Source organism: Hungatella sp. SL.1.14, from assembly GCF_024460495.1.
In the GTDB taxonomy this organism is placed as follows: Bacteria; Bacillota; Clostridia; order Lachnospirales; family Lachnospiraceae; genus Hungatella; species Hungatella hathewayi.
In genome coordinates this window covers 1-311 of record NZ_JANFYJ010000244.1, presented here as the reverse complement: position 1 = coordinate 311, position 311 = coordinate 1, and the positions used below count along the sequence as shown (strand labels likewise).

1 protein-coding gene is annotated in these 311 nt (G+C 54.0%); it reads left to right on the top strand.

The window, feature by feature from the left end; all coding sequences use genetic code 11:
- Positions 1-311, top strand: a 311-nt coding sequence (locus NE473_RS30850; protein WP_256265621.1) for a molybdopterin cofactor-binding domain-containing protein, incomplete at both ends; no start/stop codon positions are given.

The following is a 311-nucleotide window of genomic DNA, read 5'->3' as shown; positions in this document are numbered from 1 at the left end:
CAAAAAAGGCTTTGAGGAGTGTACCGTCGTCGTGGAAGGGACCTCAAAGTATGATACCATATCCAATCCGCTTCCGGCTGAAAGCCCCGGTCTCGTTGCCTGGTGGGACGGACCAAACCAGTGCAATATGAAAGGCAGCTTCCAGAGCCCCAACATCCAGAAAATGATCATGCAGATTGCCATGCCAAATGTCAATGTCCGCGTCATCTCTGCCAATGTCGGAGGAAGCTTCGGAAGCAAAAACCCGGTTCCCATGGAGGGACTCTATTGTGCCGCCCTGGCTAAAGCCTCCGGCAGACCGGTGAAGCTGG